This window comes from Dethiosulfovibrio russensis, from assembly GCF_021568855.1.
GTDB lineage: Bacteria > Synergistota > Synergistia > Synergistales > Dethiosulfovibrionaceae > Dethiosulfovibrio > Dethiosulfovibrio russensis.
Genome location: NZ_JAKGUG010000001.1, coordinates 21,758 through 41,964, shown reverse-complemented (window position 1 = coordinate 41,964; position 20,207 = coordinate 21,758). Strand labels below are relative to the sequence as shown.

At 53.3% G+C, this 20,207-nt stretch carries 23 protein-coding genes and 2 riboswitches; of the genes, 8 read left to right on the top strand and 15 right to left on the bottom strand.

Translation table 11 applies throughout. The features are described 5' to 3' along the window. Genes hemB through L2W48_RS00220 form a run of 4 tightly spaced genes read left to right on the top strand, consistent with a single transcriptional unit; the run spans position 1 to position 2,802 of the window. Entirely contained in the window at positions 1 to 999 is a 999-nt protein-coding gene (hemB, locus tag L2W48_RS00235; RefSeq protein ID WP_236097578.1) for a porphobilinogen synthase, read from the top strand. Next, positions 981 to 1,598 (top strand): MotA/TolQ/ExbB proton channel family protein, encoded by a 618-nt coding sequence (locus tag L2W48_RS00230; protein WP_236097577.1) that lies wholly within the window; start codon positions 981 to 983, stop codon positions 1,596 to 1,598. The genes hemB and L2W48_RS00230 overlap by 19 nt, the downstream gene beginning before the upstream one ends. Beyond that, positions 1,595 to 1,975, top strand: a complete 381-nt coding sequence (locus L2W48_RS00225; RefSeq protein ID WP_236097576.1) for an ExbD/TolR family protein — start codon at positions 1,595 to 1,597, stop codon at positions 1,973 to 1,975. The genes L2W48_RS00230 and L2W48_RS00225 overlap by 4 nt, the downstream gene beginning before the upstream one ends. After that, entirely contained in the window at positions 1,972 to 2,802 is an 831-nt protein-coding gene (locus L2W48_RS00220; RefSeq protein ID WP_236097575.1) for an energy transducer TonB, read from the top strand. Before L2W48_RS00225 ends, L2W48_RS00220 begins: the two co-directional genes overlap by 4 nt. Before the next feature lie 303 nt (positions 2,803 to 3,105). Here L2W48_RS00220 and L2W48_RS00215 read toward each other — a convergent pair whose 3' ends face one another. From L2W48_RS00215 to L2W48_RS00180, 8 genes are all read right to left on the bottom strand, one after another. Further along, positions 3,106 to 3,483, bottom strand: coding sequence for a pyridoxamine 5'-phosphate oxidase family protein (locus tag L2W48_RS00215; RefSeq protein ID WP_236097574.1), 378 nt, complete (start codon positions 3,481 to 3,483; stop codon positions 3,106 to 3,108). A 69-nt stretch (positions 3,484 to 3,552) separates the two neighbouring features. Further along, positions 3,553 to 4,206 carry a methionine ABC transporter permease gene (locus tag L2W48_RS00210; RefSeq protein ID WP_236097573.1) on the bottom strand — a complete coding sequence of 218 codons (654 nt, stop codon included), beginning with the start codon at positions 4,204 to 4,206 and terminating at the stop codon, positions 3,553 to 3,555. Continuing rightward, positions 4,175 to 5,236 carry a methionine ABC transporter ATP-binding protein gene (locus L2W48_RS00205; protein WP_236097572.1) on the bottom strand — a complete coding sequence of 354 codons (1,062 nt, stop codon included), beginning with the start codon at positions 5,234 to 5,236 and terminating at the stop codon, positions 4,175 to 4,177. Before L2W48_RS00205 ends, L2W48_RS00210 begins: the two co-directional genes overlap by 32 nt. Positions 5,237 to 5,247: 11 nt before the next feature. Continuing rightward, the gene (locus L2W48_RS00200) at positions 5,248 to 6,045 is read right to left on the bottom strand and encodes a MetQ/NlpA family ABC transporter substrate-binding protein (protein WP_236097571.1); all 798 of its coding nucleotides are present in this window, start codon (positions 6,043 to 6,045) and stop codon (positions 5,248 to 5,250) included. Between the two features lie 299 nt (positions 6,046 to 6,344). Further along, a riboswitch (SAM riboswitch) is annotated at positions 6,345 to 6,446 on the bottom strand. A gap of 65 nt (positions 6,447 to 6,511) precedes the next feature. Further along, a complete protein-coding gene (locus tag L2W48_RS00195; protein ID WP_236116485.1) occupies positions 6,512 to 7,060 on the bottom strand; it encodes a hypothetical protein in 549 nt (182 codons plus the stop codon). Positions 7,061 to 7,092: 32 nt separating this feature from the next. Further along, positions 7,093 to 8,073 carry an ABC transporter ATP-binding protein gene (locus L2W48_RS00190; protein WP_236097569.1) on the bottom strand — a complete coding sequence of 327 codons (981 nt, stop codon included), beginning with the start codon at positions 8,071 to 8,073 and terminating at the stop codon, positions 7,093 to 7,095. After that, positions 8,070 to 9,098, bottom strand: a complete 1,029-nt coding sequence (locus tag L2W48_RS00185) for a FecCD family ABC transporter permease (RefSeq protein WP_236097568.1) — start codon at positions 9,096 to 9,098, stop codon at positions 8,070 to 8,072. Before L2W48_RS00185 ends, L2W48_RS00190 begins: the two co-directional genes overlap by 4 nt. Continuing rightward, positions 9,067 to 10,140, bottom strand: coding sequence for an ABC transporter substrate-binding protein (locus L2W48_RS00180; RefSeq protein ID WP_236097567.1), 1,074 nt, complete (start codon positions 10,138 to 10,140; stop codon positions 9,067 to 9,069). Before L2W48_RS00180 ends, L2W48_RS00185 begins: the two co-directional genes overlap by 32 nt. 219 nt (positions 10,141 to 10,359) lie before the next feature. Then, a riboswitch (cobalamin riboswitch) is annotated at positions 10,360 to 10,563 on the bottom strand. Between the two features lie 24 nt (positions 10,564 to 10,587). Between L2W48_RS00180 and L2W48_RS00175 the strand changes: the two genes are divergently transcribed. Further along, positions 10,588 to 10,743, top strand: coding sequence for a hypothetical protein (locus L2W48_RS00175; RefSeq protein ID WP_236097566.1), 156 nt, complete (start codon positions 10,588 to 10,590; stop codon positions 10,741 to 10,743). On the opposite strand, the gene L2W48_RS00170 is transcribed toward L2W48_RS00175, so the two are convergent. The 5 genes from L2W48_RS00170 to L2W48_RS00150 all read right to left on the bottom strand — a co-directional run bounded on the left by L2W48_RS00170 (position 10,740) and on the right by L2W48_RS00150 (position 14,488). Continuing rightward, the gene (locus L2W48_RS00170) at positions 10,740 to 11,210 is read right to left on the bottom strand and encodes a hypothetical protein (RefSeq protein WP_236097565.1); all 471 of its coding nucleotides are present in this window, start codon (positions 11,208 to 11,210) and stop codon (positions 10,740 to 10,742) included. The two genes, L2W48_RS00175 and L2W48_RS00170, sit on opposite strands and share 4 nt — an antisense overlap. A gap of 95 nt (positions 11,211 to 11,305) precedes the next feature. Beyond that, positions 11,306 to 11,527 (bottom strand): hypothetical protein, encoded by a 222-nt coding sequence (locus L2W48_RS00165; protein ID WP_236097564.1) that lies wholly within the window; start codon positions 11,525 to 11,527, stop codon positions 11,306 to 11,308. A 7-nt stretch (positions 11,528 to 11,534) separates the two neighbouring features. After that, positions 11,535 to 12,221, bottom strand: coding sequence for a class II aldolase/adducin family protein (locus L2W48_RS00160; protein WP_236097563.1), 687 nt, complete (start codon positions 12,219 to 12,221; stop codon positions 11,535 to 11,537). 42 nt (positions 12,222 to 12,263) lie between these two features. Further along, complete coding sequence (locus L2W48_RS00155) at positions 12,264 to 13,469, bottom strand: MFS transporter (protein WP_236097562.1); 1,206 nt, start codon at positions 13,467 to 13,469, stop codon at positions 12,264 to 12,266. An 89-nt stretch (positions 13,470 to 13,558) separates the two neighbouring features. Continuing rightward, complete coding sequence (locus tag L2W48_RS00150) at positions 13,559 to 14,488, bottom strand: AEC family transporter (protein WP_236097561.1); 930 nt, start codon at positions 14,486 to 14,488, stop codon at positions 13,559 to 13,561. A 133-nt stretch (positions 14,489 to 14,621) separates the two neighbouring features. On the opposite strand from L2W48_RS00150, the gene L2W48_RS00145 reads away from it, so the two are divergent. Next, on the top strand, positions 14,622 to 16,010 hold the full coding sequence (locus tag L2W48_RS00145; protein WP_236097560.1) for a phosphomannomutase/phosphoglucomutase: 1,389 nt from the start codon (positions 14,622 to 14,624) through the stop codon (positions 16,008 to 16,010). A 49-nt stretch (positions 16,011 to 16,059) separates the two neighbouring features. On the opposite strand, the gene L2W48_RS00140 is transcribed toward L2W48_RS00145, so the two are convergent. Continuing rightward, on the bottom strand, positions 16,060 to 17,088 hold the full coding sequence (locus L2W48_RS00140; RefSeq protein WP_236097559.1) for a dipeptidase: 1,029 nt from the start codon (positions 17,086 to 17,088) through the stop codon (positions 16,060 to 16,062). 698 nt (positions 17,089 to 17,786) lie between these two features. Between L2W48_RS00140 and L2W48_RS00135 the strand changes: the two genes are divergently transcribed. After that, complete coding sequence (locus L2W48_RS00135; RefSeq protein WP_236097558.1) at positions 17,787 to 18,542, top strand: amino acid ABC transporter ATP-binding protein; 756 nt, start codon at positions 17,787 to 17,789, stop codon at positions 18,540 to 18,542. Positions 18,543 to 18,557: 15 nt separating this feature from the next. Next, positions 18,558 to 19,211, top strand: coding sequence for an amino acid ABC transporter permease (locus tag L2W48_RS00130; protein ID WP_236097557.1), 654 nt, complete (start codon positions 18,558 to 18,560; stop codon positions 19,209 to 19,211). A 49-nt stretch (positions 19,212 to 19,260) separates the two neighbouring features. On the opposite strand, the gene L2W48_RS00125 is transcribed toward L2W48_RS00130, so the two are convergent. After that, positions 19,261 to 20,193 carry a hypothetical protein gene (locus tag L2W48_RS00125; protein ID WP_236097556.1) on the bottom strand — a complete coding sequence of 311 codons (933 nt, stop codon included), beginning with the start codon at positions 20,191 to 20,193 and terminating at the stop codon, positions 19,261 to 19,263. Between the last annotated feature and the right edge of the window lie 14 nt (positions 20,194 to 20,207).

The window sequence follows — 20,207 nt, the reverse complement described above, 5'->3', positions numbered from 1 at the left end:
TTGAAGGAGATCAGATGCGGCTACCCCCACAACAGGCTAAGAAGACTGAGAGGCAACGGGGCGCTTGCCGACTCCGTCCGCGAGACCATCCTGAGGCCTAAACACATGATGCTTCCACTCTTCGTCGTCGAGGGGAAGGGGGTAAAGACCTCCATATCGTCTCTCCACGGCGTCGACCATATCAGCGTCGACAGGCTCTGCGAGGTGGTGGAACCAGCGATGGAGGCGGGCATAAAGAGGTTCCTTCTCTTCGGGGTACCGGAAGAAAAGGACCCCAGGGGGACCTCAGCCAACGACGGGAAGGCTCCGGCCCAGAGGGCCGTCTCAGACATGAAGAAACGATACGGAGACTCCATCCTCGTCGCAACGGACGTATGTCTCTGCCAGTACACCGACCACGGCCACTGCGGCATATTGAGGGAAGATGGATCGGTGGACAACGACGCCACCCTCCGCAGGCTGGCCGAGACCGCCGTCAGTCACGCCAGAAGCGGAGCTCATATGGTAGCCCCGTCGGCCATGATGGACGGGCAGGTAGGAGCCATCAGAAACGCCCTGGACGAAACTGGTTTCACAGAAACATCCATAATGGGATACTCGGCCAAGTTCCACTCCGCCTTTTACGGCCCCTTCAGGGAGGCTGCACACAGCGCTCCCGGCAAAGGCGACCGCTCCAGCTATCAGATGGATCCCGCAAACGGCAGAGAGGCCATCAGAGAGGCCCTTCAGGACGAGGAGGAAGGGGCGGATATACTGATGGTAAAGCCCTCTCTGCTCTACATGGACGTGATATCCGAGATAAGAAAAAACTCTCTGCTCCCCATGGCTGCCTATATGGTCAGTGGAGAATACATGATGCTGCGACATGCCGCCGAGGCAGGGGCGCTGGACTGGAGGAAATCCATGCTGGAGGCCCACATGGCGCTTAGGCGGTCCGGAGCGGACATTGTAATAACCTACGGAGCGGTGGAGGTGGCACGATGGCTGAATCGATCCTGAGCTTTCTGAATCTAGGCGGACCGGTGGTCTGGTGCATAGCCGGACTTTCGGTGATAGGCTTAGCCGTGGTATTGGAAAGAACCTTCTTTTTCATAAAGTCCTGGGAGAATCCGGAAAAGGTCGAACAGGCCCTCTGCGAGCGACTTTACGAGGGAGATGCGGAGGGAGCCACATCGCTTCTCCGGGAAAAGGACACCTCTCTGAGACGGCTTTTCCTGGCCGGTGTCAACCATTGGAAGACCGACGGAGACTCGCTCAAGATGCTGCTGGACGGCCAGATAAGGAGAGAGGTCTTCAGATGGAGCAAGGGGCTGTCCATCCTCTCCGCCGTCGCCAGGATTGCTCCCCTACTCGGGCTCCTGGGGACGGTCCTAGGCATGGTGGATATCTTTCAATCCCTCCCCGAGACAGATCAGGCCCCTATGGTGGCCCTGGCCGGTGGAATATGGAAGGCCCTGCTGACCACGGTGGCCGGGCTGGCTGTGGCCGTTCCGGCGGTTCTATGCCACTCGCTCCTTAGCTCCAAGGTTGACGATATCGAGGAAACCCTCTCCAGAGGGGCGGACTTTATCCTCAGGGAAAAGATGATGAGACCGTGAGACGCCGTCCTCAGGCGGACGTGGAGCTAACCCCTCTTATAGACGTCCTCTTCATTCTCATCATATTTTTCGTTTTGACAGCGTCCTTCGTGCAGGGACAGATACCGGTGGACCTCCCGGACGGGAGGGGGAACCCGCCGGAGGAAAAAGGGATAACCGTCACCATCTCTCACGACGGAACCATCTACTGGGACGACAGTCCCGTCGAAAAAGACGAGCTGATCGTAATGGCCAAAGAAGCGATCGCCGCCGGGAAATCCCTGATACTCACCGCCGACCGTTCGATACCCTACGGAGACGTGGCGACCCTCCTCGACAGGATGAGGGAAAACGGCATAACCACCATAGGGCTCGGTCTCAAGGGAACCGAGCCGTGAAAAGATGGATCGTCACTATCGCGGCTAGTCTGATCCTCCATGCAGGGCTGCTATGTCTTCTGCCGTGGGCCCCTAAGAAAAGCGACTCCGTAGGAACCATATCGGTAAAATTGGTCAGGACACGGGCGAAAAACGAATCGGCCGTGGGACAAGACAGCGGGAGCGCTATGGCCGAGACTCCTCCGGAAAGACCCAAGGCGGAAAAAGCTGCCCCGTTAAAACCGACTACATCCAAGGAAGCGGAAAAACCCTCCACAAAAGAAGACTCAAAGATAAAGACTCCAGAAAAGCCTCAAAAAACCGTCGAGAAGACGAAACCGGTCGTACAAAAGACACCTGTAGCCAAACCACGAAGGAAAAAGACAGAAAAGCCGAAGGTAGAGGAAAAAAAAGACGGCCCCGAGAAGAAAGTCTCCCCCCCCTCCAAGAAAGAGGGCGCAAAAACTGAAAAAAACGAGGTGCGAGCTCCTCTTGGCAAGGGGCTGAAAGAAGGGACGTCTACGAAAGAAGGACCCCATAAAGGAGGGGGAGAAGCTAAAAAACCGACCGCTTCATCCAGAGGGGAGATACTGTCGGAACATGACGTGACCGTAGAACACAGGGAAATACCGGAATACCCCCTCATATCCAGAAAGAGAAAGGAACAGGGAACCGTCACGGTATTGCTTTCGGTAAAAAAAGGCAGGGTGATCGAGACCAGAATAGAGAAAAGCTCCGGATCTCCAAGGCTGGACAAGGCCGCTCTTAAAGCCCTGAGGGGATGGCGTTTTTCCTCCGACCTCTCCGCCGAGGTCAGGATTCCCGTTCTGTTCAAGCTCACGAAATGAGTAAAAGCGATCGGCCCGTGACAAAATCGTCCCGGGCCGATCGCTTTTACTACAGAATACCTCTAAAAACTCACGTCCGAGTTTCCTCGGAGAGGTCATTTCGGCTCCGCCCTGTCTCGCCCAAACGTATTCCCGACCTGCCTGTTTCGTACGGACCGCCTCGGAGGGCACGTCCTGTGCCCCCTCGACTTGGGGCGACGTCCTGTCGCCCCATCCGTACTACACGACGGCAGGTCGGAAATACGGGCTCGAATGGGCTCCGCCGAAACGACCTCTCCGAGGGACAGCGTTTTTAGAGATGCCCTAAAGGAGCTTCTCCGCCCCCGAGTAGACTTCCTCCACCTTCAAGGCCGCCGCGGCATGTCCCGGATGTTTTTCGGGGTTCCATGCCTTCATGTCGTCGAAGATAGGGCCGTTATCGTGATATTCGATCTTGCCCTTGACCTGAAAGGACTTGCCCGCCTTGGTTATAAAAAGCAAAGATCCTCTTCCGCCTTTGGAGATGTTCTTTCTGGTCTTGTCGAAATAGTTATCCGCGACGACCAGGGTCTCATCGTCGAAGCGGCTCACGCAGGTGGCGTAGATAGAGTTCGGAACTCCCTCTCCGTCTACGGTAGACAGGACGATTGCGCCGTCTCTGTCGTCCCAGGCCTCGCAAACGTTCTTCGGAAGTTTAGCCATAAAATCCTCTCCCTTTCTTAGAATGGACGAACTTTCACCGTGTCATTATCCACCCAGAGGAGTTTTAGTTCAAGACTTTCTGGCCTTTCCGGCCATACGATCTCCCAAGCCCTGACATATCTGGACCATGGCTATCAGTATGACCACCGTGGCGAACATTATATCCATCCGAAACCTCTGATATCCGTAGCGTATCGCCAGATCTCCCAGACCTCCGCCTCCTACCGCCCCAGCCATGGCCGAATAGCCGATCAGGTTTATAACCGCCAGGGTAAGTCCAGATATAATGGCCGGCAGAGCCTCTGGTAGAAGCACTTTGCCTATTATCTGACGGGGAGTGGCCCCCATCGACTGGGCAGCCTCCACCACTCCTCTGTCGACCTCCTTCAACGCCCCCTCCACTATCCGCCCCACGAAGGGGATAGCCGCCACCGCCAGGGGGACTACGGCGGCATTTATGCCTATGGATGTACCAACTATCATCCTGGTAACCGGTATGAGAAGTACCATCAATATGATGAACGGAGTGGACCTGGCTGCGTTCACCACAGCCGAAAGAACCCCATTGACCTTTGGTCGCTCCAGTATCTCACCCTTGGCGGTGACGTGGAGGAACACCCCCAACGGAATGCCGCAGATAAAGGAAATGGTCGAGGACATTCCCACCATATAGAGGGTCTCAAGAAAAGAGCTAAACAGCACTCGCGATAGCTGAGCCCACATGGCCGATCACCTCCACTTTGAGATCCATAGCATCAAGATAGCCCAGAGCGGCGTCTCTCTCCCGCTCCTCCCCCGATAGATGAAGCACCAGGGTTCCGTAAGGAACCGACTGTATATGGTCTATCCTGGCGACCAAGATATTCACGTCCACGTCGAAACGACGGAGCATCCCGGAGATGACCGGTTCCGCCGCGGATGAACCGAAGAATTGAAGCTGTACGACCGGTTCTCCCCCGACGGCATCGTCCTCCAGGAAGTCCAATCCGGCGAAACTCTCCGGAAGCTCCACCCCCACGACCTCTCGTAACATCTCCTTGGTGGCACCCTTCTTCGGAGAGGTAAATACATCGAGAACCGTTCCCCTCTCCACGATTCGTCCTCCCTCTATGACCGCAACGTGGGAGCAGACCTCCTTCACCACGTTCATCTCGTGGGTGATGAGGACTATGGTAAGACCGAGCTTTTCGTTGATCTCCCTGAGCAAGGCGAGCACCGACTTGGTCATCATGGGATCCAGGGCAGAAGTAGCCTCGTCGGACAGGAGCACATTGGGGCGGTTGGCCAGGGCCCTGGCTATACCGACCCTCTGTTTCTGCCCTCCTGACAGCTGAGAGGGATATTGATCTCTCTTGTCCACCAGTCCGACCAGATCAAGCAGCTCCTCCACTCTGACCTCTATATCGCCCTTACTCCATCCGTCTAACTCCAAAGGCAGAGCCACATTGCCGAATATGGTGCGGTTCGACAGGAGGTTGAAGGACTGAAAGATCATGCCTATCTTCTTTCTCGCCTCCCGAAGATCGCCTTCACCCAAGGAGGTCAATTCCACTCCTCCCACCGTCACCCTGCCTGACGTAGGGCGCTCCAGCAGATTTATGCAGCGAACCAGGGTACTCTTTCCTGCTCCGCTCTGGCCTATTATTCCGAAGATGGAGCCCCTGGGAACGTGAAGATCCACCCCGTCCAGAGCCTTCAGAGACGATCCGTCAGCTTCGAAGACCTTGCCGACCTTTTCCAGAAGTATGGTCATATCTCACGCCTCTACCAGGCCGGCACGAAGGAACCCTTGAATCGATCGAGAATGAACTTTCTGGTCTCATCGCTGTGATAGACCTCTGTCAAAAGTTCGATCCTCCGATCGTCCCTGTTATCCTCCCTGGCAGCGATGATGTTGGCGAAAGGAGAGGTCTCAGGATCCTCGAGAAGAATGGCATCCTCCAGGGGCGATAATCCCGCCTCCACTGCGTAATTGACGTTGACAGCTCCCATATCCACGTCGTCAAGAACCCTGGGAAGCTGAGGGGCCTCTATCTCTACGAATTTAATCCCCTTAGGATTTTCCACCACGTCCAGCACGGAAGCCCTGTAGCCCACTCCGTCGGCGAGCTTTATAAAACCCTTTTCCTCCAGCAAAGCCAAAGCTCTCCCTACGTTGGCCGGATCGTTGGGAACCGAGACCTTGGCCCCTTCCCTCAGATCATCCACGTCGTCTATCTTTTTGGAGTAGAATCCCATAGGACAGACTACCGTCTTTGCCACGGATACCAGACGGTACCCTCTGTCTTGGTTCTGGGTATTCATGAAAAGCCCGTGCTGATAGGAGTTGGCATCCAGGTCTCCCTGGTCCAGAGCAGCGTTGGGAGTTATATAATCGTTAAAGCTATAGACCTGGAGATCGATACCACGATCCTTCAAACGATCCTTCAGAAACTCCAGTATCTCGGCGTGAGGTCCGGCGGTGGCACCGACCTTCAGGACCGAGAGATCTTCGGCGTTGGAACCGGTCGCCACGGACAGAGAGAACAGAAAAACGAACAGATAAGCGATATATTTTTTCATCTCAGAACCTCCTGTGGATTTGTCTTGGTCTTTCCGAACCAAAAAACGATGAAACTCTCTACCCCCCCTTCAAGAATAAAAAAAACCGGGATCCCCCGTACGGAGATCCCGGTAAGAAAAAACGGCTACGATAGATTAGCCGCCGTATTCTCCATCAGGAGCCCCGCAGAGACAGCACATCATATCGCACATCATCATGTTGGAATCGCTGAGTCTCATAGGCGGGTTCTCCTCTCTAAAAAAATAGATGCCTCTTCCGGCTTAGAGGAAGAGGCATCCATAAAAAGCGATAAAAGCCTCGACCATCTGCCAGGAATTCCTGCTGGATTTGGCACCGTCTCGCTATTGCGAAGGTTGCCGCGGCTTCGTAGGGCCAGTCCCTCCGCCGCTCTGGATGGTTCGATCTATTTTTAGGTTAATGACGTGCATTATATACGCCGCCGGAGCACACGTCAACGGTGAAAAATCATTCCCTTCTTAGAGGACAACTTTCATGAAATGGGCAACCTCGGCATAGAAAGGTGACCCTATCGGTCCCCTCTCCGATGGGGACTACCCCAATCCAGGAATAGGACGGACTCAGCTGTCCGTCTGGAAGGACCGATATTCCCAGTTTATCCAGGGGCAATCCCTTGCCCAGATCCAGGTTCACCGAGAGGTCCATCCCCCCGGCGGATCCTGGAGTGTGAAAGGCTCCGACTGGGAGCCCTCTCCTCTGGCCCTCGGATCGGACTATCTCGAAAAAACGCTCCTGCCCCTTTCCCAACAAGGCTATCGTCATGGCCACGGAAAAAACACCCTCCTCTTCCGCTATCCTGGAAAGCCCCTCTCCGACCGTTCCACCTCCTACCATAAGCGACGATACACCGGGCCCCCATCCGCCCCGTTTTTCCACCGATTCCGGTAACATATAGGCCCAGGCCAGAACGGATTTGGCCAATCGGTAAAGTCTGTGAAGTCGGCCATCTATGTAATCCGGCTCCTCCAGGTTCCACCGATAAAGAGCATCCTCCACTTCGCTACGGGAAAGGACGGCATCTAATACCTCTATCGAGGACATCGCGGACTTTCCCTATCGCCGGACAAAGCGTCTATCACCGAGTCCAGCCCTCCATGCTCGGAGATCGTCCCTTCGTTATCGACACGAAACAGGATATCTCCGTCATCGACCGACACGTTAAGACGACGGCAGGAAGATCCCAAGGCGAAACCACCTCGTCTGAGTCCTCGGAGGACCCAACATGAGAGATGGTCCGGACAACTAAGCTCTACCGTTATGGAGGTATCGGGATAGTCGGGCTCCGGCCTTTCCAGAGGATCCCAGTCCCTAGGCTGACCGTATGCATCTCCGAAGGCTCCTCGCAAGACCAGATCCTCCGGAGATCCCACCGATATTACTCCGTCGACTATCAAGAGACATCTGTCCGACTGGGAAAGAGCCAGATCCAGGTCATGAAGCGAGAGCAACACGGAGATATCCCTCTCCGTGGCCAATCGTCTCAATCTCCTAAGTACCTCTACCCTTCTGGGCTGGTCCAAAAAAGACGTCGGCTCGTCCAATATCAGGAGTGACGGATCCTGAGCCAAAGCCCTGGCTACGTGGACCCTCTGAAGCTCCCCATCACTGAGCTCCGTCAGCTGTCTGCCCGCCAACTCCATGGCCCCCATATCCTCCATCGCCCTGACGCATCTGTCTTCGTCACGATCCCTGGAGAAACGCCCCTGTTCCACCAGCTCCAACGCGGTCATTCCCCAGGGCCTAGGCCTGTCGGAAAGGGCGGCCCCCACAATTCTGGCTCTCTTCAAAGGAGAATAGGACTCCAACGGAGCGCCGTCCAACAGGACGACACCGTCGAGAGATGGCTGAAGCCCCAGGAGAGTTCTCAGGGCCGTGGATTTGCCCGATCCGTTGGGTCCCAGCAGAGAGACGACCTCTCCTCGAAAGAGGGAAAAATCCATCCCAGATACTACTATTCTGTTCTTATATCCCACGGCCAACCCAATAGATTGAAGTATAGGGTCTTTCATCGGTCTCCACCCCGAAAGACCACCCAGGCCACTACAGGCGCACCTATCAGAGAGGTCACCGAGTTCAGAGGAAGAGACGACGCTCCGCCTGGAAGTCTTGACAGCAAATCGGCGGCGACCGCCAAGGAGGCACCACACAGGACGGTGACAGGAAGAAGCCGACCATGTCTGGCGCTACCGGAGATACCCCTGGCCATATGGGGAACGGCCACCCCCAGAAAGGCCACGGGGCCGCAAAACGCCGTGACCGTTCCGGCCAACAATGCCGATATCAGTATCATCCTTCTCCTTATCCTGGGGACGTCTGCCCCTACGGTGGCGGCACACGTCTCTCCCAGCAAGAAAGCATCCCAAAACCTGCGTCCCACGAAAGCCAAGGCCAGCCCCAGAAACACGGAGGAGGCCATCCAGGGAATACGATCCCAGCCTATGCCGGAGAATGTCCCGAAACTCCAGGAGACGAATCCGTGAACCCGCTCCGAAGGCGCCCACTGTATCAACACCGAAACCACCGCGTTAACAGTGTAGCCTATCATCAGCCCCAGTATGAGCAGGGTACCACCTCTTTTCACCCTCTCGCCTATCAAGGCGACAAGCATCATCGTGATGAAGGCTCCGGCAAATGAACAGCCGAGAAGACCCAAACGAGAGATCAGCCCGTCTCCGGGAGCGAGAAGCAAAGCCAGAGCGGCTCCCAGGCTGGCGCCGGAACTAACTCCGAGGACCGAGGGACCGGCGAGACCGTTTCCGAAAAGGGTCTGCATGATCAACCCGGAGGAAGACAGAGCTGCTCCTGCCAGGATGGCCGAGACAACCCTGGGCAACCTCAGATCCAAGACTATCGTCTTCCAGCTGCTGGAGACATCTCCGCCGGAGAAAATCGCCCAGATAGAGGAGACCGGAATTGATGCGGATCCCAGACAGAGACCAGCCAAAGCCACGATGACAAGTGCCATGGGAAGCAGTATCCACGGCAGCAAGGAACGGAGGGATCTACTTGAGCTTTCGGTAGTAGAACAGCTCATGATCCCTCATTTTTTCCGGATGGATTATGGAGATGAGATCCGCAAGTATCATATCCGGTCTTATTATTCCGGACTGATAGTAATCGTTACCTCCCTCAGAGGTAACCCTGCGATCGTTGTTGAAGATCTCCCCTTTTTCGAAGGGGGGGAAAGCCTCTATGGGAAGTCCCGATCTCTCTGCGTCCTCAAGGCTCCGCCAGGAACCGCAGTTCAACCAGATCTCGCTGGATTCCGCCCTCACCAGGACCGCCTCCAGATCCATCGGAGCGGTGCCGGTTCCCTCTAAATCGTTCCAGAGAGATTTCGCCCCGGCCGCCCGGAACATAATGGACGGCCAGCTACCCCTCCTGGGAACGTACCAAACCCCTCCAAAAGGAGCTCCCGAGAGGACCAACGGCCGGACTTGGGATTTCTCGACCATACTCGCCAGCTCTTCATATCTCCGGACCACTTTATCGAATATCTCTGTGGCCTGCTCTTCCCTGCCGACCAAAAGCCCGATAAACTTTATCCACTCCGCTCTGGCCAGAGGGGAGTCCTCCAGATACTCCGCCATGAACAGTACCGGCACGCCGCAATTCCTTAAGAAATCGACGTCCCGGCGTTCCTCGTCACCATACAGATAGGTGATGAACCCGTCGGGAGCCAACTCCAGCAGTCTTTCCCTGTCCAGGGATCTGGACATACCGCCATCGGAGGCAACCTCTGGAAGCCCCATCTTTCTGACCGAATCGGTGTAGACGTACTTGCCTCCCGCCAGACCTACAAGCAAATCCAAGGAATCCAGTGCATCAAGACACGCCACCGCCGGGGTAGTTCCCACGACGATACGATTAAGGGGAATATCTATCCTAGATATTCCGTCCATAGATACGGAAGGCTCCATGTCCTCCGGCACCAATAAAACGACCTCCGGTTCGGTCGCACCGTAATAAGGACGATCTACGGTCACCAGATAACATCCATCTACCTCGTCCACCTTAAGGTTGGTGGCGTAATCCACCGTCATTCCATAGGAGGAAGAAACACTCAGAAAAGACAAGAAACAAAAGACCAACATCGTACGGACAGATCGATTAAAAATAAAGATCAAAAACACCACCTTACTGAGTAAGTAATTCGACATAGGACGAGGAGGCGGCCTAAGGCCGCCTCCTGTCCTACACTAACCGCCTTGAAGACGGAGTATGGGGGCAAATAAAAAAAACGGCCTAAGGGCCGTCTAAATAGGGAGACAAAAATCTCCGCCCTCGAGGAGATCTAGTCATGGAACATTCCGTTCAGTATCCGGACTTGGATTCAACCTAGGAGACGCCTTCCCGACCGAAGTCAGTGGCGGTGTGTCTCCGTCGTCATCCTAACCGTAGCGGGGCTGTGCCGGATTCTCACCGGCTTCCTGAACGGACTTCCCTGCTATATTTCACGTTGCAATATACCCTAGGGGAACGTAAAATGCAAGCCGTATATCGAAAATAGGGGGGGTGATACTATGGCAGACGGAACCGAGAACTGGCGAAGCGAGGATTATTTCGACGGAGGAGACGATCCATTCCGTTTTCTGAGGGACGATGAGATCAACAAAAGATCGGGAATATCCAGAGACGAAAAAAGAGAGAAGGGAGCTCCCTCCTCTCGCAGAGATTAACAGCTGACTATGAAATCCGTAGGCGAGGCATATACCTCGAAATCGGAGAGATCCTTCTCCCTTACCAGGTTCTCCACTTCCTCCTCGGACTGAACGCTGTATATTTCAAGATCCTCACCGGACGCATCGACTACCAGGCACATGTACCCCTCAGACAATCCTTCGCGATACATATCGTAGAAGATCTGCATATCTATGAGATCGAGGAAAAACACGTCCCTATGGGGAATCTCTCCCTCCTCCAAGGCCATGGCTCTGACGTAGTCGTTGATCCTGGACTTAAGGACCTCTTCGTATCTCGGAAACACATCCAAAGATATAGGGCCTCCCTCAGGGTCTTCCTCTATTGTTCCAATTTCCCTTCCGTCCAGGTAAAGGCTCCCACTGTAAAGGACCTCCTCTCCTGGAAGGTCTTTCATGTCCCTGATCTCCACTCCGTTTATCTGTGCGTATCGAATATTATCCATCCGATTGACACTTCCTCTCTTAATCCCTATGTTCAGCGCAAAAAACGCACTCGAGTAATTTTACTCTAAACCTCTGCCGTGCGCTACAGGATAGGCTAAAAGCGACGAGGACCTTTTCCGCTTCGCCTGCCCTTGACGACGTCTAAAAATCTGGGATCCCTGACACAGCCCATCAACAACCAAACGGCGCCCCCTAACAGTAGCAGAGGCAAAAGCATACCCAGTACGGACAGAAGACAACTGACCAGGAAAAACAACGCCAGCCCCAAAAGAAGCCAATAAAGGGGAGTCGGCAGAGAATTTATGAAACGATTCATACGGTATCTACCCCACAGAGGCATCGTTATCATCTCCTACTCGGTCTTTTATTCTCTGGCCGTAGGATTTAAAACGCTTCCTGGTCTCTAAAATATCCGCTCTCGACAACAAAACGGGGTCTCCCGCTCCCTTGGCCAAGATAAACAGCCTCGCCACGTACTCGACATTGAGAGCTACGGCGAAAGCGGCTTTCATAGTCTTTCCCAGAGCGATCTGACCGTGGTTGGCCATCAAGGCCGCGTCGGAATCTCCGATAGAATTTACCACGTTCAGGGCCAAATCTGAGGTTCCGTAAACGGCAAAAGGAGTCAGAGGAACTTTATCCCCTGCTACCGCTATCATATAGTTTACGGGAGGCAGATCGATACCGAGGCAGGAGACCGCCGTAGCGTAATCGGAATGACAGTGCACGATGGCTCTAACGTCGGGCCGATGCCGATAAAGGGCTGAATGCAACTGCCATTCAGAGGAGGGTTCTCTGTGATCCTCCTCCGGAAAAACTCCGTCCAGGGACATTATCACGACGTCTTTTGGGACGATCTCCTCGTAGTCCACCCCAGAGGGACTTATCGCCATCAACCCCGACGAGGGATTCAAGACGCTGAGGTTTCCCCCTGTACCGGTCGTGAGTTTTTGCTCTTGAATCATCCTGCCGTATCGAACCACTAATTCTCTTTTTTCCTCTAACAACAAAAGGAGTACCTCCTAATAAAAATCTGGCTGGTTCCCAAAGCGTCAACCAGATACGCATTCCTCTCTTCCGGAAGAGATACCGACGGCTCTGAAAGGTCCATCTAGGATAAAAAACGACGACGCCGTCAAGAGTACAATACCGATAGGGACAAACGGAGATGAAAGTATCCCGGCGTCCCTTATGTATCCGGCCAAAATAGGCCCGCTCATCATACCCAGCCCGAAGGCTATATTGAAAACCCCCATGGCCCTCCCCGTCCCGAAATCACGGCCTCTTATAGCGGCCAGAGAGGTTATGGAAGGAGCTCCTGTGGCGGTCCCGATCCCGAAAGCCAAAGCGCCTAAAAGCAACGCAGGAAAGGTACGGAGCAACGGCATGGAAAACAACGTAACGGAGGACAGAACCCCCGCCACTAGAACAAGACGGTTTTTGGGAAAACGATCGGCCAAACCTCCTGTGTATTTCTGAAAGAGGGACGTGGCGATCGAGACCGTCGAGAGAATAATCCCTATCCTAACAAAGGACAGGTCCAATTCGGTGGCTATCAAAGGCAGAAACATCAACATTGAACCGCGACCGAGAGCGGTCGAAAACCTGTAGGCATAGACCCTTCTCAGGACAGGGTCCTTCAGGAGAGCCGAATAGACGGAGAGATCCCCCCCCGTTCCGGATGAACTGACAGGCAATCCCTTGGGAAGCCAAAGAGCTATGCCCGTAAGGGCCACCAATGTCATGGCGGTCATGACAAGGAAGGGCGCCTGCAATCCCAACCAATCTGTCAACAAACCGCTGATAAGGGGACCTGCGCCTATCCCAGCGAATAGGGCCATCTGAAGAGATCCAAAAAAGGCCCCTTCCTCCCCTTCCTCGCTCACGTCGGAACCGATAGACATGGCGACGGGAACCACGAACGCCGATCCAAGACCGTTGAAGAATCTTATAGCCACCAGATGCCAGGCGGATTCCACGAAAAGATAGGCTAAGGAGGAGATGGTGTAGATAGAGAGCCCGAAGAGAATCAGGGTCTTTCTCTCCAGCCTGTCGGCCATTGACCCGGAGACGAGGGAACAGAAAAGCCTCGACATGGAAAAGGCTCCGAACACCAGCCCCAACAGTGTACCGCTAGCTCCCATCTTGACGGCGTAAAGAGGCAGAATGGGACTTATAACCCCTACTCCCATCATGCAACAAAACAGTGAAAAGGAAAGCACCAGCAATACATGATTTTTGTTTTCCCCAGAATCCAAAGAAATACACCCCCTCGGTAAAACATACCCATTTTATTTTATCACGAGGGGGCTACCCCGTCCTCCGATAAAGTAACTAAAGGCAACCTTTAAACACCCAACAGGGAAATCCATAAGGTCAAGGACAATATAGAAAAGACCGTCGTGGTTATAATAACCTCACCGGCATAGGATCCGTCCATCCCCATCCCCTGGGCCAGGACGAAATTATTTACAGCTGCGGGCATGGCCGCCACCAGTACGGCGGTCTTAGTCAGCATCGGATCAACCTCCATAAAAGTCAAAGCCCCCCAGGTCATAAGAGGGGACAGAAACAGGCGGATCAGGATATCGTTCCAGACCCTCCTGACCGAGGATAAAATATGTTCTATCTGAAGAGAGGCCCCTAAGGCCATCAGAGCCACTCCGCTGCCTACGTTGCCCAGTATGCCGAGAGTCTGGTCCAACCATCCTGGCAGATTTCCCATCCCCAGGAAAGCGCCCGTCACACCTAGGACACAGGCTCCAAGCATGGGGTTTCCGGCCAGTTTACGGACCGTCTTAAAAAGAGATCTGATGGACAACTCGCCGGATAGAGCTAGTTGCCCCATGGCGATAGAGATCATCTGGTAGACCACCAGGGATAGGGCCAGATAAATCCCGTAGCTCACGAGCCCCGGTTCGCCAAGAGCAATGGTAACGGCAGGAAGCCCCATAAAAACGTTGTTGCCCCTTATCGAGACGAGAACCGATACGGCAAGTTTCTCTCTGGGAAGTCCTCTGATCCTGGCCAGAGCCCAAGATATAAAAGGCAAAACTACGAAAACCCCGTAGACGCCGCACATGAAGGGAAAGTTTGAGAAATGGGCGGGATCCACCTTTATGGTCGACCTGAACAGGATTGCTGGCATGGACACCCAATACAACATGCCGTTCATCTCAGCCACCCCTGTATCCGTCACGAGACCGATCCGTTTAACGATCCATCCGATAGCCATTATAAGTCCTAGAGGAAGAACTATAAGCAGAGCATGCAACATTAATACCCCTCCCAAGTGAAGCGAACTCCACCCGTGAAATAGAAAAATCAAAAGTCGACGCAAGACGTGAACCTAGATTATACTGTAACGGAAACGGAAACAACCGACAATCATATTTAAGGAGTGATCGGCAATGAACGTCCCCTCCAATATATTCAGAGAATACGATATAAGGGGAGAGGCTGAAACGGACCTATCTTCCCAGAACGTACTGGCCATAGCGAGATCGTACGGGACCTACCTAAGCCGTAAGGGCATAACCAAGGCATCCGTAGGAGGAGATGTCCGGATCTCCACCGAGAGGATCAGAAACGACGTTATACAGGGACTAATCGACACAGGCATAGACGTTATAGACGTAGGTACCGTGACGAGTCCTCTGCTGTACTGGAGCCTGTTCCACCACGATATCGATGGAGCGATAATGATAACCGGGAGCCATAATCCCAAGGATATGAACGGTCTCAAGATGGCCTTGGGAAAATCCACCATATACGGGGAAGAGATACAGAAAATCCGCGAGATGGTGGAAAAGGACGACTTCGAAATAGCCGACAAACCAGGAGATGTTTCGGAGGAAGACCTGTGGCCTGACTATCTGGAGATGTTGAAAAGCAAGATCCAACTGGGACCGAGAAAGCTCAAGGTCGTGGCGGACGCAGCCAATGGAACGGCCTCCCTTAGGATAGTGGAATTTCTGGAAAGCCTGGGCTGCGAGGTGATCCCTCTCTACTGTGAGCCGGACGGAACGTTCCCCAATCACCATCCGGACCCTCAGAAGAGGGCTAACATGCAGGATCTTATCGCCTCGGTAAGGGAAAACAAGGCGGACGTCGGTTTCGGCTTCGACGGAGATGCCGATAGGATAGGGGTCGTCGACGACTCGGGCGAAATCGTCTGGGGAGACGTCCTAATGGCGCTCTACTGGAGAGAGATCCTCCCGAAAAACCCAGGAGCGACCGCCATAATAGAGGTCAAATGCTCTCAGGCCCTGGAGGACGAGGTCAGACGACTCGGAGGAGTCCCCCATTATTACAAGGCAGGCCACTCGCTCATAAAGGCGGAGATGAAGAGAATCGGGGCTCTGTTCGCCGGAGAATATTCGGGACACATTTTTTTCGCCGACGAATACTACGGCTTCGACGACTCCTTCTACGCTGCGGGAAGGCTGCTGAGGATGCTTTCGGAAAGCGACCAGTCTCTATCGGAGATGCTCTCCGATATCCCCGTCTACTATCACACCGAAGAGGTAAGGGTCGAGTGTCCCGACGACAAGAAGTTCGAGGTTATGGGACGGATAACGTCCAAAGCCCTAGAAGAACACGAGGCCATAACGGTGGACGGACTGAGGATCGTATACCCCGACGGAAAAGGCTGGGGACTTATAAGGGCGTCCAACACCCAACCGGTGTTGGCTACCAGATGCGAGGGCAAAACCCCGGAAGATCTGGAATATATCGCTAAAGACGTGAAGAAAAGGATGCTCGACGCAGGACTGCCCGACTTCGAGTGGACCTACTGATCTACCCGTTGGAAGGGGATCCTATGCGGGATCCCCTTCCAACGGCAATTCATGAAAGAGCCGATCTGTACACCCTGGCGAAATTTCCACCCATAACCGACAAGACCTCTTCGTCCGAGTAGCCTCTGCTCAATAGCTCGGCGGAAAGCTCCATCACCTGGCCGTAACCGGATATGCAATCATAACTTTCACTCCCTGTGGACTGACGAAACATATCGCAGAAATCGAATCCGAACCCCACATGCTCTATACCTACGAGTTTTTTTACATAATCCACGTGGTCGGCCAGATGGGAAACCCCTACCGGTCCTACCTTCGATTCCTCGGCCACAAAGGTACTGCAACTGTTCATCCCCATAACCCCGCCTCTATCGGCAAGGGCTATTATCTGATCGTCCTCCAGATTTCTCATGGTCCCCATAAGAGAACGGCAGTTGGAATGAGAGGCGATGAACGGCCCTTCATAGAACTCCAGTACGTCCTGAAAGCCTTCGTCGTTCAGATGGCTAACGTCCAAAAACATACCGAGACGGGAAATCTCGTCCAAAAGTCTTACCCCGAAATCGGTAAGACCTCCTTTCCGTCCCTCCCGTCGTCGGGAGAAAAAGCAACCATCTCCGGCGTAATTCCTTCTGCTCCATACGAGCCCCACGCCACGTACGCCGAGCTCATAAAATATTCTAAGAAGCCCCATATCGTTCGAGATAGGCTCGACTCCCTCGAAAGATAGCAATATCGCCAACCGTCCCTTAGCCCTAGCGACCTCGACATCTTCCCAATTCAAACAGAGAGAAAAAGAATCCGAACACTCGTCCAACTCGCCGTGGAGAGCCCCTATCTGATCCAAAGCCCTTTTCAGAGCCATATCTGGGACATAGCGATCCTCTACAAAGATAGATGAAACCACCAAGTCGAGACCGGCTCTCCTCATAGCAGGAAGATGATCTTCCTCTATGACGTTTTTTCTTCCCTTATCCCTCTTGTCCAAGACATCCTTGAGAAGATCGAAGTGAGCGTCCACCACTAGACCGGTGCCATGCAGCTCTCTGGCTCTACCGATGCAACTCTCTCGTTTCATTCTATCCCTCCTTGTGGCCTGATCGAGGACCCTCTCGATCACACCCTCGAATTATAACACCACAAAAAAGGGAGGAGGGTCCGATTACGGACCCTCCTTGTAGGTATTATACAGGGAACCCTTCCCTAACGCTCTCACCGCCAGGCGACAGCGGTCTCGAGATTCTATGAGGTTGTAGGGTGTTCAATTCTTCGATGGACCTCACCCCCGATAGATGGACAATAACGGCCGGAGCATCGTCGTGAGTTTCTTCTGTCAATCGCATCAACCCTTACTGTACTCGATACTCATTCTGCTCGTTTTAAACGCCATAGGAGGCGTTCCTTACCGGACTTATGGAACCTTGTTTTTCTCGATTCTTATCCTTCAGCACATCGCAACCGACGATGCTCCGACCTGAAGGAGGAGTCTGAGATGCTGAAGGAACTAGCTCGCCCTCTCCTTCTGCTTTGATTTTACACCGACTCATCCTAATATAAAACTCCGAAAGATCGGGCTCTCGGGACTTCCAGGCTAAAGAGCCCTGATTTTAGTCATATTACTCTAAAAATCGAAGATAATCTATCTTGGGAAATATCTATACATGCATACGATAAAGACTCCCATCCCCTCTTGCCACGAACCGGGATATCCTATATGATTCCAGCCTAGTGTTCTAAAGTTGAAGAGATAGGTAAATATAAACAGGAGGTACTTTCATGAATCCTGCCATTCAGGTAAAGGGGCTCCACAAGTCTTTTGGGAGCCTTCAGGTACTTCGAGGCATCGATATCGACGTATCGGAAGGAGAGGTAGTATCGGTAATAGGCCCCAGCGGATCGGGCAAGAGCACATTGGCCCGTTGCATCTGTCGCCTAGAGGATATAAACAAAGGGGAGATCCGTCTCTACGGACGGAGAATCGATCATAAAGGTATATCCATAGAGGACCAATCAGAGCTTGTAGGCATGATCTTTCAGCAGTTCAATCTCTTTCCTCATCTATCCGTGCTCGATAACGTAATATTGTCTCCTACCAAGGTAAAAAAACTACCGACAGAAGAGGCGAGGGCAAAGGGCTTGGAGTTGCTCGACAGGGTCGGTTTGGCGGACAAACGGGACTCCAGACCGGGAGAGCTTTCCGGCGGCCAGCAGCAGAGGGTGGCCATAGCTAGAGCTTTGGCGATGGAGCCCAGGATCATGCTGTTCGACGAACCAACCAGCGCTCTCGATCCCGAGCTGGTAGGAGAGGTCTTGGACGTCATAGCTGGACTGGCAAAAAGCGGAATGACCATGATGATCATCACCCACGAGATGCTCTTTGCCAAAGAGGTCTCCGACAGGGTTATATTCATGGCTGACGGTGTAATCGTCGAAGAGGGTTCACCAGAGCTGGTCCTGGAAACTCCCGAGATGGATCGGACTAAGACCTTCCTTCACAGAATGCTGGCTCACCACGTAGCGGATTCGGATTGAGGAGGTAGTTTGCACATGAACCTGGATTTTTCCATACTGTCGCCCTATATCCCTATGCTTCTGGCTGGTGCCTGGTTTACGGTAAAAGCCTCTCTCTGCAGCGTCGTTCTGGGATCGGCCTTCGGTCTGATAGTCGGCGCCCTTAGGGTCGTCCCCTTCGCTCCGGTAAGAGGACTTGCCGCAACCTACATATACGTCATAAGAGGCACTCCTCTTCTGGTACAGCTTTTTCTCATATATTTCGGATTGCCGTCCCTCGGTATAAACCTGCCGGCTTTCGTAGCCGGGGTAATAGGCTTGGGGATAAATTCATCGGGATATGTAGGCGAAATAGTCCGTGGCGGAATAGAGGCCGTCCCTAAGGGACAATGGGAAGCATCCAAGATGCTCGGCCTTTCTTATTTGAGATCTATGAGATACATAATACTGCCGCAGGCGATAAGAAACATGCTCCCAGCAATAGGGAACGAGTTCGTCACTTTGATAAAGGAATCGTCGCTTCTCTCCACCTTAGCCATAACAGAGCTAACCATGGCGGGACAACAGGTCAGGAGCGTGACCTATGCGTCTTTCGAGACGTTTATCGCCGTAGGAATAGTATATCTGTGTCTGACCAGTTCTACCAGCTTTGCCCTTCAGCTTCTGGAAAAACGTTGGCATACCAGATAAAAAAAGGGAGAACGGGGGATTTTTCAACCCTTTCTCCCTTCAAACAACCTTAACCGTCTACCTTTATAGGTTCCTCCAGAGAGACAGGAAGCATGTAGCGTTCCATGTCCTCCGTGGCCTCCAGTGCATCCAGATATCCCCAGGAGAGAATCACTATTTCCTGGGGCCTCAGCCCCCTGCGATCCTTCATTTCCTCCCACATGTAGAAGGGGAAATACATCCAGACTGAGACAGGAATTTCCCCAAAGGGACGCTGCCCTTCGAAACGAACCAGATATCCTGAATCTCCTCGAAAGACTACGGAACCGCTTTTTTCTGCGTTCATCCTTTTAAGTTGATCGGGCTTGAAAAGGAGAGCCTCCAACTCGGCTATGCCCTTGTTTCCAGGCAAATCCCCGACGGAAACCCACATTTTCGGCAAAACAGGTTCTTCCCTGAAAACGTCGATTCCTCTCCTAGCCCATATCTTTATCCGGCCCACCATGGAATGGTCCCCAAGAGACAGGGCCTTACGGACTCCCCAGTAGAGCAACCGAAACTCTCCCATGCCGGACAGAGAGGAAAGCAAGAGATCCTCGTCGTCCCAGCTATCCTCTTCGTCGAAAAGGGAGGTTGCGCTGAGAAATCCCTTGAGAATCGACATCGTGTTTCCATGGTTGCCCGGAGGAGGAAGCTGCCTCAGCAATTCGGACCGTAATTTCGTGGAAACCTCTCCTCCTATGGTTATTATCGTATCTCCCGTGTCGAAACGACAGGGAACGTCGTCGTATAGGAAGCTCTCCCTCCAAGACGTATTATCTTCCCCCGGTTTACCCCAGAGCCACTTTTCGTAGGCTCCGCCCTGTCTGAAACCCACCAACGCTCTGTTGTAGGGCATCAGCAATATCACCAAGGGATCTCCTTCTTTCGGGATATCTCCAATGGATATCAGATCGGGCAGTCTGACGATATGCCCGTCGGTCATGAGCTCATAGACGATCATTCTGCCCACCTCCT